This is a genomic window from Pseudalkalibacillus decolorationis, from assembly GCF_024609785.1.
Classification (GTDB): Bacteria; Bacillota; Bacilli; order Bacillales; family Fictibacillaceae; genus Pseudalkalibacillus; species Pseudalkalibacillus decolorationis.
Genome location: NZ_JANHJQ010000021.1, coordinates 1 through 13,622, shown reverse-complemented (window position 1 = coordinate 13,622; position 13,622 = coordinate 1). Strand labels below are relative to the sequence as shown.

Sequence of the window (13,622 nt, the reverse complement as noted above, 5' to 3'; positions counted from 1 at the left end):
AAGTTCATCCGTTGCAACCCATTTAGGTAGGAAAGTCAAATAACGATTGAGTTGAGATGCCTTATTGGGGGATTTAATAACCTTTTCCCTCCGCCCCAATATTAATTCGGCCACGAAATCCAATATATCGGTCGCGGATTGAATTATATCGGCCACGAATAGTAAAATGATCCCGATTTCACTGTGCCCCTTGATTGAAAAATTTTAAACTCCTAGTGTACAAGAAAACGAACGGATCTCCACATGATGGCCGATCCGTTCTTTCTTAGATGGTTATAGGTGAGAAAGTATAAAACTTTGTTGTATAGATTAAGGGTGCTTGCGCTTTACTTATAAAGATAAGAAAGTATAAATTTTAGTTGCATAGATGTAATGTCTAGCTCCAGCACCCAGGTACTCGAGGTCGCTTCAATTCTTCCACAAACACAAAAAGCGTGTTATGTTGCAGAATTTCCAGCGCTTGTTGCACCTGAACAGGGCGCTTGCGCTTTTCTTAATCATCTGTGGAATAAGTGTCAGTAATTTTCACTTCATTTTCAACTGTATGATAGGTGTGAAAGCTTTCAATCAGTTTATCAAGATGAATAAGCAGATGGTTATAATCAATGATCAGACCGATTAGTGGGAACACATTCATCCATTGCTCCCGATCTACCAATTTACTGTCATAAAGCTCCATGAAGTATTCCGTAAGTTCTTGTTCATCCTGATCCAGTTGGTTCAAGATCTCCTCAGGTGATTGGTATCGAACCTTTCCGATATATTTCAGTAATATACGTTGATGATAATTTGTAAGTTGATCTAATTGATCCTGAATTCGCTTCTGTATCATTTCAGGCATTTGATAGATTTTATGGTCATGCTGGTCAAGACTTTTTAATATTGCAGCAGCTTTGTTGGTCGTTGAGATCATGTGACGGAATAATACGAGCTTTCTGTTTTTCGTATATTCGGAACGTTTCATGTAGTTCCGTTCTTCTTTAAACATCAAATAGTAGTTGTCGGCCTTAATCATGTTTTCGTTAATCTTTGCGAGATCTTCTTTTAAAATCTTTCGTTCAGCATCGTTTCGAGTGGCTAATCGAATCCACTGTGCAATTTGCTCGGTATTTTTCACATTTTTATGATAGAGCCGTGTCTCATATTTCGGTGGTAAAAAGGCAAGGTTTACAAGGAACGAGCACAATACACCAATCATAATGACAGAGAATCTTTCAATTGCAAAAGAGATGTAATGATCACCCGGGTTAACCATTAGAATGATAACCGTAACGATTGCGAGTGGAATTGTTTTTTCTATTTTCAGCTTGATGTTAATTGCGATTACGATAAGTGCAACAAGACCTACTATAATTGGCTCGTTTCCGAGAGTAATAACTGCAATAATAGCAAACACAGCACCGATGATGTTGGCCTGAACCTGGTCAATAATCGTTTGATAAGAACGGTAAATCGTAGGTTGAATAGCAAACACTGCAGCAATCGCAGCAAAAGAAGGGGAATCTAGATTCAGCCACATACTGATGTATAGTGACAACGCGATTGCTATACCGGTTTTAAATATTCGTGCACCTAATTTCATAGCGGATAATTAATTCCTTTCCTTTAAAAATGTTCATATGATAAACATTTATGATAAAAGGGACTATACACCGATTTGCACAATAAAGCAAGATGGGTTACAAAACCTTAAACAACAAGATAAATTACTAAAAATTCGAAACTTAATTGGATTCTGTTTCGTTATAGCTGTGCATAAAAACTTCCACTACCTGTTTTAAAGTTTTTTAAATGCGTGTTCGACTGCAGCTAGTGTTTCTTTTATATCAGATTGGGTATGTGCGGTGGTTAGGAACCATGCTTCGTATTTAGATGGTGCTAGGTTAATGCCCTGAGCCAACATGAGATTGAAGAAGCGTGCGAACATTTTACCGTCACTTTGTTCCGCTTGATCATAGTTCACAACTCTTATATCCGTCCCGAAATAGATGGTTAATGCGCCTTTTAGTCGGTTAATAGAAAGTGGTACAGTGTATTGTTCGGCAAGCTTTGCAATTTCAGTCTCGAGCGTTTCTCCTAGTGCATCAAGCTGCTCATAAACACCATCTTGTTGAAGGACTTCAAGGCAGGCAATACCAGCAGAAATCGATGCAGGGTTTCCTGCCATCGTGCCAGCTTGATAGGCGGGACCAAGTGGTGCAACCTTTTCCATGATTTCCTTTTTACCCCCGTATGCTCCGATCGGTAAGCCGCCGCCGATAATTTTTCCTAAAGCGGTCATATCTGGTTCAACACCTAATAGGTTTTGCGCGCCTCCATACATAAAACGAAATGCAGTGATCACTTCATCATAAATGACTAGTGAACCGGCGTTGTGGGAAATCTCATTAACCGCCTCGAGGAAACCAGGTCCAGGCTCTACGATTCCGAAATTACCGACGATTGGTTCCACTAAAACACCTGCAATCTCATCTCCCCAACGATCCATGGCTTCTTTAAAAGCGTCGATATCATTGAAAGGAACGGTGATTACTTCCTGTGCAATGCTTTTCGGGACTCCAGCAGAGTCTGGCGTACCAAGGGTTGACGGTCCTGATCCCGCTGCAACTAAAACGAGATCCGAGTGGCCATGGTAGCAGCCTGCAAATTTAATGATTTTATCCCGGCCAGTGTAGGCTCTAGCTACACGGATTGTTGTCATGACTGCTTCTGTTCCAGAATTGACAAAACGGACTTTTTCCATAGCTGGCATAGCATCTTTGAGCATTTTTGCGAACTTGTTTTCAAGTCTTGTAGATGTTCCATATAGGACCCCGTTTTCTGCTGCGTGAGTGATTGCTTTTGTAATATGAGGGTGGGCGTGTCCAGTGATGATCGGACCATAGGCTGCCAAGTAATCTATGTACCGATTGCCATCAACATCCCAGAAATAGGCACCCTGAGCACGTTCCATGAAGGTCGGTGCACCTCCGTCAACAGCCTTATAAGAACGTGAAGGACTGTTCACCCCACCTACTATATGTTCTAGTGCCTCTTCATATAACTCATTGGATTGATTCCGTTTCATAGTAACCTCCTATTAATGAAGGGGTCATGTACCGAATTCATGCTACGATATAACTGGATTAATAAGCGATGCCAAATCCAACTATAAACCTTGATATATCAACTTTCATTTCGGTAACAGACCTCAAAATGATTGCTTTCCTATTGTAGCAAATTATAAAAAGTTACGCAGAGTATTAGAAATGTTTGAAGCGGTTATGTTGTGTTTTTTTTGATTGGTCTATAAACTATTAATGGTGTAACTGGAGGGAAGAAAATTATGAGTAATTTAATGATAGATGTTGATAATTTAACGAAGGAATTCAAGTCTCATTCAAGTCGTTCCGGGCTGAAAGGGGCTTTCAGGGACTTACTCACCCGGAATTATACGGTTCATCAGGCTGTGGATTCGATTTCACTTAAAATCAAGCCAGGTGAAATGGTCGGTTATATCGGAGAAAACGGAGCTGGTAAATCGACGACGATCAAAATGTTAACTGGAATTCTAACTCCGACTGCAGGTAACGTGAGGATCAATGGGATGAATCCACATAAAGAGCGGGAGCGGTTCGTGAAAACAATCGGTGTTGTATTTGGGCAACGGTCTCAATTATGGTGGGATATCGCGGTACAGGAATCTTTCCGACTGCTGAAAAAAGTTTACAATGTTTCTGATGAAGACTATAAAAGTCACATGGGATTGGTTATTGAAGCACTGGACATTGCTCCATTACTCGATAAACCTGTTAGAAAGCTATCACTTGGTCAGCGAATGCGTTGTGAATTAGCAGCAGCGCTCATCCATAATCCACCCTTGCTGTTCCTTGATGAACCTACAATCGGACTCGATGTTCTCGTAAAACTGAAAATCCGCGAGTTCCTCAAAGAATTAAACGATCGCTACCAAACAACCGTTGTACTAACGACACATGATCTAACTGACATCGAAGCGCTTTGTGAGCGAGTTATCATGCTTGATGAAGGGAAAATCATCTATGATGGAGCCCTTAGCCAATTGAAAACGAGCTGGGGCGAAGGGAAGCAGATTCAATTTCATTTCACTTCACCAAAGACGAGAGAAGAATTACTGGAAACCACCGGTAGTGAGCTTGTCGTTTGGGAGCCAAGCGAAAATGCCAACAGTTGGACGGCAAATGTAACGAATGATGAAGAGGTTATATCTGTTTTAATTAAAGATGTTGTAGCTGATCATAAAATTCTTGATCTTAAGCTTCTGGAAACGTCAACGGAAGAGATCATCCGTAATATTTACGAGGAAGGCGTTATCCATGGGTAAGTATATTGAAATGATCCGGATTCGCTTTCTAATGATGCTTGCGTACCGAACGAATTACTACAGCGGGATCATCATTTACAGCATTAATATCGCCGCTTATTACTTTCTATGGAGTGCGATCTACGGGGGCAAAGAGGATATTGAAGGGCTATCAGTCATTCAAATGACGACGTATATTGCAGTCGCTTGGATGGCACGTGCCTTTTATTTCAACAATATCGATCGAGAAATCGCGTTAGAAATTAAAGAGGGAAAAGTTGCGGTGGAATTGATAAGACCGTACCACTATTTGAGCATGAAAACGATGCAAGCACTAGGGGAAGGGATCTTCCGTCTACTCTTTTTCTCAGTGCCTGGAATGGTGATCGTCAGTCTTATTTTTCCTTTAAAAATTTCAGCGGACCCAGCCACCTGGGGATTCTTTGCGATATCGATCGTGTTTAGTTTTATGATTAATACACAAATTAATTTGATGACAGGTATTCTAACATTTTTCCTATTCAATAATGATGGTTTAATTCGGGCAAAGCGAGTGGTTATTGATCTCTTTTCAGGATTGCTTTTACCAATTAGCTTTTATCCACTATGGGCTCAGTCAATCATGGGCTATTTCCCATTTCAGTATATCTCGTATGTACCGAGTATGATCTTCACAGGTGGTTTTGCTGGTTCAGAGGTTTGGAACGCGATTATGATGCAGTTCCTCTGGGTTGCCATCCTATTCATACCGATTCAAATACTATGGGTGCTTGCGAAAAAACAAATGGTCATTCAGGGAGGGTAATCGACTATGTCCTATGTTTCAATCTTCATGCAATATGTCGGGCAGTATATGAAAACGCGATTAACCTACCGAACGGATATGATCGTGGAAATATTCTCAGATTTGCTTTTTCAAGCGGTTAACCTTGTCTTTATCCTAGTCGTTTTCGGACATACGAAGTTATTAAGTGGGTGGACAAAGGATGAGATCATCTTTATTTATGGATTTTTCCTCATCCCATTTGCCGTCTTCTCGACCTTTTTTAACATTTGGGACTTCAACGAACGGTATATTGTCAAAGGTGAACTGGACCGAATCTTAACACGTCCGATTCATAGCTTATTTCAAGTCATTCTTGAACGGTTAGAGCTTGAGTCAATGTTTGGGGTCATAACTGGACTCGTTGTAATGGTTTATGCGGGTCAAAATTTAGGGCTGACCATTGAGTGGTATGACCCAGTATTGTTCCTATTATTTGTGCTTGGTGGATCGCTTGTCTATGCAGGGATCTTCATAAGCATTGCAACGATAAGCTTTTGGTCGGACAGTCGGACTGCGATCATGCCAATGATGTATAATATCGGAAACTTCGGGCGTTATCCGGTTAATATATACAATCAAATTATTCGATTTGTCCTTACATGGATTCTGCCGTTCGCATTTGTCGGCGTGTGTCCAGCTGCCTTTTTCCTTGGTAAAACCGATTGGTATCTATATGCATTTCTGACTCCGGTCATGGGGATCGCGTTCTTTATCTTTTCGATCATCCTCTGGAATATCGGTGTGACCAAGTACCGTGGTGCTGGAAACTAGAGTTTGTTTATATGTGTCTGTTCAAAAAATAGACGAATCTTGTTAATGAAGTTCAACTAAATACGTCACATCCTGTGACAACATTGAACTGACTCACATCGTGTGAGCCCAAGGCACGACAGTTTCGAGGACCGGAGCGACGAGCAGTACCTGCATAAAAGGCTACGAGTTGTACCGAGGAAGCTTACTCCAAAGGTGAACTAGTAGACGCAGGTACATATAGAACTTCGACTAAGTACTTCACGTCCTGTGAAAACGTCGAAGTCAGCATAAGGATAGCTACGCTGAATAATCATCGCAGACACGAAAATAATTTTATTTTTGTGTTGAGGTCCCTGTGCAAGTCCGGAAAAACCGAGTACAAGAGTATTCTCCGGAAGCGGTACCTCGCACGAAGGAAAAGTGAACTTCTTTTTCAAGGAACGCAGAAATTCGCCGTTTATCAACGAGCGGTACTTGCAAGACCGCTACGAGTTGTACCGAGGAAGCTTACATCCCAGATTACACTTGTAGACGCAGGTACAGGAGCCCCTTGGATACTTTTTGAACAACCTCTATAATGAAATTTCCATCTGTAAAAGTAAGGTCGATCTTGTCCTATCTTTGCCCATTTTTGCATAGGCTTAGATGAGGTGGATAAGATGGACCTTCTTTTTTTACTGTTTATCATGATCTCGGTATTTTTCATCGTACAGAGGAGTCTCCGTTCATTTTTTGTGCATAATAATGTGCGTCGAAAGCCTCCGAGGGGGTTTATTTCACTTGAAGATTTGACGTCTTTATTTATTGTTTATTCGATCATTATATTAGGATTCGGTACAATCTACTTATGTTTACTCGTACAAGGAATCCCTGTGCTTTCAGAGGGTGGATTTCCTGTCAATGGAACCTATATCGAACTCATTGAAGCAGTCTCTTATTTTAGTGCGGTAACACTGCTCTCAGTTGGTTATGGGGACATAACACCTGTTGGGATCGGGAGGTGGCTTTCAATTATAGAGGCACTAATCGGCTACCTATTACCTGCTGCCTTTGTGTTATCTAGTTTTACCGATAAGGGTAGGAAGTCAGAATAGTTGTAACCTTTATATAGATTGGGTACCCTTATAGTAGACAAACTATTACATAGGAGGGTATTAAATGGCTGTAAAAACAGGCGAAATGGCTCCGGATTTTACGGTGCCGGCAAACAATGGTGAAAATGTAAGTCTATCTGACTTTAAAGGGAAGAATGTAGTGTTGTATTTTTACCCAAAAGACATGACACCTGGCTGTACAACGGAAGCATGTGATTTCCGAGACAACCACGAGAAATTTGGTAACTTAGATACAGTGATACTTGGGGTGAGCCCAGATCCGGTTGACCGCCATAATAAGTTTATTGAAAAACACGACTTACCTTTCTTATTGCTTGCGGACGTGGATAATAAGGTTGCGGAACAATATGACGTATGGCAATTAAAGAAAAACTTTGGAAAAGAATATATGGGAATTGTACGCTCAACCTTCATCATTAATAAAGAAGGGGAGCTAGTGAAAGAATGGCGCAAAGTTCGTGTGAAGGATCATGTTACTGAGGCGCTTGAATACATTAAGGAAAACCTTTAAAAGAAGTTAATTAGTTAAATTTATTCCCAATGAAGGGGCTGGCTGAAGGTTCATCATAGGAACTTTATAGCTAGCCTTTTTGTTTACACGTTAAGAAAGTATAAAAATACTTTCTATAGTATAAGCGCAACTACGGCGATCACCTGCGCTAAAGCTTGGTGCTAGCCAAGTTTTCTTTATGAGTAAAGAAAGTATAAAAGTTTGCGGCATGGATGTAATGTCCAGCTTCAGCGCCCAACCACTTGGATCACTTCAGGCCTCCTGCGGCGGCAACAGCCTCCTCGTCGGTCTTCCAGTGACCTTCGTGGCTAAGCAGGGCGCTTGCGCTTTTCTTACATTTTTATTCCGAAAATCGTTCATTTCTCCTGTATTTGAAAAATAAGTATAAATATTAAGGACTTATGCTGATGGGGGAGTATTATGGCGATTCATACAGTTTCATCGGGGGATACATTGTGGAGGTTATCAAGAGTTTACAGTGTTCCCGTCTCATCCCTTATGCACGTAAACGGATTAGTTTCTAACGCTCTTGTACCGGGCTTGAATTTATATATTCCCGATCAAATGCCTCCAGAGAGATTTTATCAGGTTAAGGCGGGAGATACTTTCTGGAGGCTCTCGCAACAATTCCGTACCTCCGTTCAGGCAATCATTACTGCAAATCCAGGGGTTGATCCGAATGCACTAAGGATTGGGCAACGCATTCGTATTCCTACATGGCAAAAATACATTATGCAGACCCTTGTTTTTATCGATGCGATTGAACCTTCCCCCTATATTGATCTGTTAAGGGAACTTTCCGGTAATATTACCTATCTTGCCATTTTCACTTATTCTTTTAATCGAGAAGGTACGTTAATTGAAGCGAATGATGAAGCGATTATACAAGCTAGTAAAAAGAACAATATTCAACCGCTGATGGTTGTCAGCAATTATGAAAAAGGGACGTTCAGTGCTGAATTGGCTGATCAAATCTTAAATCCCTCCGTACGGCGTACACTTATCAAAAATATAATTGCCGCAGTTGATAACAAAGGCTATGCAGGCGTGAGTATCGACTTTGAATTCGTTCCTCCGACAAGGCGTAATGATTTTACGGCATTTTTACGTGAACTAAAGTTGGAGCTTGGTAAACGTATCTTGCAAATAAATGCCCATGCAAAAACTAGTGATGCTCCAACGAATCGGTTGACCGGTTTCCTTAATTACAGTGCGATTGGGAAAGTTGTTGATATCATGTCGGTCATGACGATTGATTATGGATATGCAATCGGACCGCCAAACCCTGTTTCTCCTGTTTGGTGGGTCGAACAGGTGTTGAAATATGCCACTGGTCAGGTCAACCGCCGAAAAATTATGATGGCGATCAATCTGTACGGTTATGACTGGACGATGCCCGATGAACCTAGTGAAGATGCAAGGATGATTGCAGTCAATAATGCACAAAATCAAGCAATTTCAAAATGGATCCCAATTCATTTTGACTGGCAGGCCCAAGCGCCAGGGTACCGTTATTCAGAGGGTGGTAGCGAACATGTCGTTTGGTTCGAAGATATCCGAAGCGTTACTGCAAAATACAAATTAATGGAAGTGTATAACCTGTTGGGAACGACTTACTGGCGGTTACGTTTCAAGTTTCCACAGAATTGGGCATACGTTGCAAAGAATATCCAGGTGAATAAGTGATGATAAGAGGCATAATCCCCTTTTTCCCTCTTTTTATAGTTTGTGATAAAATGAAGTCGTCAGAATTTTGCGAGAGAAAGGGGATTACTTTTGAAAGATCAATAAAAACATTAGCGTCAACATCATTCGATTGAACTGAAGGAACAACAATTTTACATAAACAATCGACCGAAGCTGAGTAATACTTAAATACGCGACAAAAGGATTGGCGCAAAAAAGTTGGAATGGCTGAACCCTGCACAATTAAAATAAACATCTCCTACTAGGGTCGTTCGTCTATACGGAGCCAGCAACTGCCGCATATAAAAGGAGTAACTGAATCTCTTCTAAATTGATAGGGGACTCTGAACAAACGAGTCTCCTTTTTTTACACGTTACGAAAGTATAAATTTTAGTTGCATAGATGTAATGTCTAGCTCCAGCACCCAGGTACCCGAGGTCGCTTCAATTCTTCCACAAACACAAAAAGCGTGTTATGTTGCAGAATTTCCAGCGCTTGCACTCCCAAGCATAAGTGCAACTAAGGCAACCGCCTTCACAATGCTTGGCGCTGGCCTAGTTTTCTTTATCGCACCTGAACAGGGCGCTTGCGCTTTTCTTACACGAATATAAAAATAGGTCAAGGAGGAGTTATATGTACATTCTTTCTTCAGCAAAAATAAGGTATTCGATACAGGATCATCTTAAAGGGAAGTACCCGGAACTTCAGTTTCATTTTTGTAAGAACATGGAGGAAGCGAAGGGAGATTTAGCAAAAGCAGAAATACTTATTACATATGGTGAGGATCTTACCCCGGAATTGATTGAGGCGGCCAATCATTTAAAATGGATCCACGTTATTTCAGCGGGTCTAGACAAAATGCCTTTTCAAGCGATCAAGAAGCAAGAAATTCTTGTTACAAATGCAAGAGAAATTCACAAAATTCCAATGGCTGAGTACACAATCGCAATGATGCTTCAGGTTGTCCGCAATATACCGCTGATGTTAGAAAGTCAAGCGAATAGGGTGTGGAATCAGAGAATTAAGATGGATGAGTTGCATGGTAAAACGCTTGGAGTTCTTGGGGCTGGTGCAATTGGTTCAGAAGTTGCAAGACTCGCTAAAGCATTTAATATGAAAACGGTAGGCATGAACAGCAGCGGAAAGCATGTCGAGTATTTTGATGAAATCGTAACACCCAAAGACCTTGACTCGCTTTTACCAAAGGTCGATTTTCTCGTTTCTGTTCTTCCAAAAACAGATTCAACAGAGTCCTTTTTAAAGAAAAAGCATTTTGAAACGATGCAGGATCACGCTGTTTTTATCAATATTGGAAGAGGGACGACGGTCGATGAAGCAGGATTAATCGAGGCGCTTCAGGACAATCAAATTGCCCATGCCGTACTTGATGTAACGGAAGAAGAACCTCTACTTGAAACAAGTCCTCTATGGGATATAAAAAACGTTACTATAACGCCGCATATTTCTGGGATCACACCTCAGTACCAGCACCGTGCGTTTGAACAATTTGAAAAGAACTTACACGTGTATCGAACAAACAAAGGAAACTATATTAATGTAATTGATCTAGACAGGGGTTATTAAAAGGCACACAACGTTTATTTCTTCGCTACAATATTTTGATGGGTTTTGGAACATGCTATAAATAGGCTTAGGATTGACAACATTTACTGATTCCGTGTACACTAATTATAAGTATTATAAAGTAAGAATGTTTTTTGGAAGAGAGGTGCATGACGATGCTACAAGAAGAAAATCGCTTGCAGACAGCGGTTGATACGTTGAAGGGTGCGGGAGTTCGCATTACCCCACAACGTCATGCGATTCTAGAGTATTTAATTCAAACGCTGTCTCATCCAACAGCTGATGAGATTTATAAAGCATTAGAAGCAAAGTTTCCGAACATGAGTGTAGCGACAGTATATAATAATCTCCGTGTTTTTCGCGAAGTAGGACTGGTTAAAGAATTGACCTATGGTGATTCATCCAGTCGATTTGATTGCGTAACAACGGATCACTACCACATTATTTGCGAGGATTGCGGTAAAATGGTTGACTTTTCTTATCCAGGGCTTAATGAAGTCGAAGAAGTCGCAAAGCATGTAACGGGCTTCCGAATCGGCCATCATCGAATGGAAGTATACGGTACTTGCCCAGATTGTCAGAAAGCTAAAGCTCATTAAAGTTAAATGGGGTATGGCGTAGGCAAGCTTTAAGAATACGCCTGCTGCTCCTACTATAGAACTTTTTTAATATAAAGAAAACTTGGTTAGCGCCAAGCCTTAGCGCTGGCGATCGCCTTAGTCCCTAAAGGGATGACCTAAAGGCCCTTGCTTTATACTATAGAAAGTATTTTTATACTTTCTTAACGTGTAAAAAAGGACTGACACCACGTCAGTCCTTTTTGCTTTTCCTTTTATTGTTGTACTTTTCATCAAACTCTACGCCTTCAAGTGCAGGATCCATAGTTAATGGTTGTTTACAGAACATGCATGAATCTACACGTCCAAGAACCTTTGTCACCTTATGGCAATTCGGACATTCTACTTGTACCGCCTTCGTTGACAGCATTCCAATCCATATGTAAACGCCAGCACTGGAAAGAGTTGCAAGAAATCCAATCAACATAAGGATTGTCATGACTATATAACTTGCTTTAAAATAAAGCCCCAGATACATAATGATGATTCCAATAAAAACTAAACTTAGGGCAAATGTCCTGATTTTATTTATTTTACTTGTATATTTAATGTCCATAATATACATTCCTCCTGCACACAGTATAGCAAAAAAGAAAATTGAATTCATGAACAATCTATTAACATTTTCGTTTTGAAAAGGAAATGCGGATGGGATATGGAATAATTATGGATAGGAAGTACGGACAATTTACAGGAGCTGATAATCTAATGGAAGATATATTACGACCGCTATACCAAGAACGCGCAAGTCATGATGAAACGCTTGGGGTTTTGTTAGTTGAAAAAAATAAAAAATACAGTCCATCCACCGATCACTTTGATGTCATCTTGTTTATTATTGTGGAACGAGCTGAAACCTCCTGGCAGGTTAAGCATTATGAATTTGAAGAAAAAAAAGCAGCGTTACATATTGTTGACCTCCAACAGTTGAACGAATGGCTCATGCTTGGTTCGCATCGACGGGTAGTTGATTGGGTCGTTAATGGAAGGGTCCTTTTCGATCGAAACGAATTTGTTGATTCACTCAAAACCCGAATCAATGACTTTCCGATCGCAGAGCGACAAAAGAAAATTGGGATTGAGTTTGCTAAGCTTGTTCGCAGGTTTTCCGATGGAAAGGAACTCTATTATGCAGGACACTATTTAGACGCATATAACAATATCATGCACGCTCTCCATCATCTTGCTCGTTTATCAGTCATAGAGCATGGGTTTTATCCGGAGGTCACTGTCTGGAATCAAGTCAAACAAATTGAACCAGAAATTTATAAGCTTTATGAAGAGCTATCATCAAGTGAAGAACCGATACATAAGAGAATTGAACTATTAATTATCGCTAATGAATTCTCTATGTCATCCAAAACTGAGCTTGCTTCACGACATCTTAAGGAGATTATGGACGCAAAAGAAGAACCCTGGTCGTTCTCCGAGTTAATGGAACACAAGGAGCTATCCGATTATAAAATTGATCTAAGTTCATTTATTGAACATCTTAAAGAAAAAGAATACATTCAAGTCATCCGTCATGAAACAAAGGGAAAAGGGATCTATCATAGAACGTATAAGTGTGTGAGATAGGTTTCCTCCGGATACTTGTATTGAAGCTGTTATGTGCTACTTGCTTCAATACAAGTAACTAGATCTCTACGCTCTAACCTCGGCAAAGATGTCTTTATATGGCTGTGTACCTAATATGCAAATAGAGTAAATAAATTGCTTTAAACGTGTTGACACTATTTTTTATGCGTGGTATATTATATCTCGTCGCTGCGAAATGCACCGACACAAACACGAAAAAAGTTGTTGACAGTTTAGGCGTCAGATGATATTCTATAAAAGTCGCTGTTAACAAGACAGCAACAAACAAACTTCGATTAGATTCCTCACTTTTTGTGAATTCGAAATCGACATTAAAGCTCTTTGAAAACTGAACAAAAGCCAAGCGTGAAACGGGTTTTAACGAACCCTGATTATTTTTTATTTAAACGAGTTAAGGATCTTCGGTTAAGTTCGTCACGTCCTGTGACAACACCGAAGTTAGCGCATCCGTGCGCGTCACAAACACTTTATTGGAGAGTTTGATCCTGGCTCAGGACGAACGCTGGCGGCGTGCCTAATACATGCAAGTCGAGCGAACCAACGAGGAGCTTGCTCCTCAGCGGTTAGCGGCGGACGGGTGAGTAACACGTGGGCAACCTGCCTGTAAGA

At 40.6% G+C, this 13,622-nt stretch carries 12 protein-coding genes and 1 rRNA gene; 10 read left to right on the top strand and 3 right to left on the bottom strand.

Going from position 1 to position 13,622, the window contains the following annotated elements:
• Window positions 1-493: 493 nt before the first annotated feature.
• Window positions 494-1,582: an aromatic acid exporter family protein gene (locus tag NON16_RS18025; RefSeq protein ID WP_257350818.1), complete on the bottom strand. Its 1,089-nt coding sequence runs from the start codon at window positions 1,580-1,582 to the stop codon at window positions 494-496.
• 195 nt (window positions 1,583-1,777) lie between these two features.
• Window positions 1,778-3,067 (bottom strand): glutamate-1-semialdehyde 2,1-aminomutase, encoded by a 1,290-nt coding sequence (locus NON16_RS18020; protein ID WP_257350817.1) that lies wholly within the window; start codon window positions 3,065-3,067, stop codon window positions 1,778-1,780.
• 258 nt (window positions 3,068-3,325) lie between these two features.
• Here NON16_RS18020 and NON16_RS18015 point away from each other — a divergent pair, with 258 nt between their 5' ends.
• The 8 genes from NON16_RS18015 to perR all read left to right on the top strand — a co-directional run bounded on the left by NON16_RS18015 (window position 3,326) and on the right by perR (window position 11,396).
• Window positions 3,326-4,342: an ABC transporter ATP-binding protein gene (locus NON16_RS18015; RefSeq protein ID WP_257350816.1), complete on the top strand. Its 1,017-nt coding sequence runs from the start codon at window positions 3,326-3,328 to the stop codon at window positions 4,340-4,342.
• Complete coding sequence (locus NON16_RS18010) at window positions 4,335-5,126, top strand: ABC transporter permease (RefSeq protein WP_257350815.1); 792 nt, start codon at window positions 4,335-4,337, stop codon at window positions 5,124-5,126. Before NON16_RS18015 ends, NON16_RS18010 begins: the two co-directional genes overlap by 8 nt.
• 6 nt (window positions 5,127-5,132) lie before the next feature.
• Window positions 5,133-5,918: an ABC transporter permease gene (locus tag NON16_RS18005; RefSeq protein WP_257350814.1), complete on the top strand. Its 786-nt coding sequence runs from the start codon at window positions 5,133-5,135 to the stop codon at window positions 5,916-5,918.
• A 641-nt stretch (window positions 5,919-6,559) separates the two neighbouring features.
• Complete coding sequence (locus NON16_RS18000; RefSeq protein ID WP_257350813.1) at window positions 6,560-6,994, top strand: potassium channel family protein; 435 nt, start codon at window positions 6,560-6,562, stop codon at window positions 6,992-6,994.
• A gap of 64 nt (window positions 6,995-7,058) precedes the next feature.
• Window positions 7,059-7,526, top strand: a complete 468-nt coding sequence (gene bcp / locus NON16_RS17995; protein WP_257350812.1) for a thioredoxin-dependent thiol peroxidase — start codon at window positions 7,059-7,061, stop codon at window positions 7,524-7,526.
• A 420-nt stretch (window positions 7,527-7,946) separates the two neighbouring features.
• Window positions 7,947-9,212 (top strand): glycosyl hydrolase family 18 protein, encoded by a 1,266-nt coding sequence (locus NON16_RS17990; RefSeq protein WP_257350811.1) that lies wholly within the window; start codon window positions 7,947-7,949, stop codon window positions 9,210-9,212.
• 634 nt (window positions 9,213-9,846) lie between these two features.
• Window positions 9,847-10,797 carry a D-2-hydroxyacid dehydrogenase gene (locus NON16_RS17985; protein WP_257350810.1) on the top strand — a complete coding sequence of 317 codons (951 nt, stop codon included), beginning with the start codon at window positions 9,847-9,849 and terminating at the stop codon, window positions 10,795-10,797.
• A 155-nt stretch (window positions 10,798-10,952) separates the two neighbouring features.
• Window positions 10,953-11,396 carry a peroxide-responsive transcriptional repressor PerR gene (gene perR / locus NON16_RS17980; protein ID WP_308216630.1) on the top strand — a complete coding sequence of 148 codons (444 nt, stop codon included), beginning with the start codon at window positions 10,953-10,955 and terminating at the stop codon, window positions 11,394-11,396.
• A 211-nt stretch (window positions 11,397-11,607) separates the two neighbouring features.
• Here perR and NON16_RS17975 read toward each other — a convergent pair whose 3' ends face one another.
• On the bottom strand, window positions 11,608-11,970 hold the full coding sequence (locus NON16_RS17975) for a YgzB family protein (protein WP_257350808.1): 363 nt from the start codon (window positions 11,968-11,970) through the stop codon (window positions 11,608-11,610).
• Between the two features lie 152 nt (window positions 11,971-12,122).
• On the opposite strand from NON16_RS17975, the gene NON16_RS17970 reads away from it, so the two are divergent.
• Both NON16_RS17970 and NON16_RS17965 read left to right on the top strand, forming a co-directional pair.
• Window positions 12,123-12,992, top strand: coding sequence for a nucleotidyltransferase-like protein (locus NON16_RS17970; RefSeq protein WP_257350877.1), 870 nt, complete (start codon window positions 12,123-12,125; stop codon window positions 12,990-12,992).
• A 488-nt stretch (window positions 12,993-13,480) separates the two neighbouring features.
• Window positions 13,481-13,622 (top strand): 16S ribosomal RNA (locus tag NON16_RS17965); the annotation flags it as partial.